This is a genomic window from Rhodococcus sp. B10 (assembly GCF_011770055.1).
GTDB classification, from domain to species: Bacteria; Actinomycetota; Actinomycetes; order Mycobacteriales; family Mycobacteriaceae; genus Rhodococcoides; species Rhodococcoides kyotonensis_B.
Window position 1 is genome coordinate 1 of sequence record NZ_JAAFYV010000135.1, and the last position, 381, is coordinate 381.

At 60.1% G+C, this 381-nt stretch carries 1 protein-coding gene; it reads left to right on the forward strand.

Annotated features, from left to right (window positions below; translation table 11 throughout):
* Positions 1-381, forward strand: a 381-nt coding sequence (locus tag RhoFasB10_RS26015) for a cbb3-type cytochrome c oxidase subunit I (RefSeq protein WP_206031398.1), incomplete at both ends; no start/stop codon positions are given.

Genomic DNA, 381 nt, shown 5'->3' on the forward strand with positions numbered 1-381 from the left:
CACCAATGACGGTGGCGGCAACGCCATGCTGTACATCAACCTGATCTGGATCTGGGGTCACCCGGAGGTGTACATCCTGGTCCTGCCGGCGTTCGGTGTGTTCTCCGAAGTCATCGCGACCTTCTCGCGCAAGGCGCTGTTCGGCTACAAGGGCATGGTCTACGCCACCGCCTGCATCGGCGTGCTGTCGTTCATCGTGTGGCTGCACCACTTCTTCACCATGGGCTCCGGTGCCAACGTCAATGCCTTCTTCGGCATCACGACGATGATCATCTCGATCCCGACCGGCGTGAAGATCTTCAACTGGCTGTTCACCATGTTCCGCGGCCGCGTGCACTTCACCACCCCGGTGCTGTGGACCATCGGCTTCATGGTCACCTT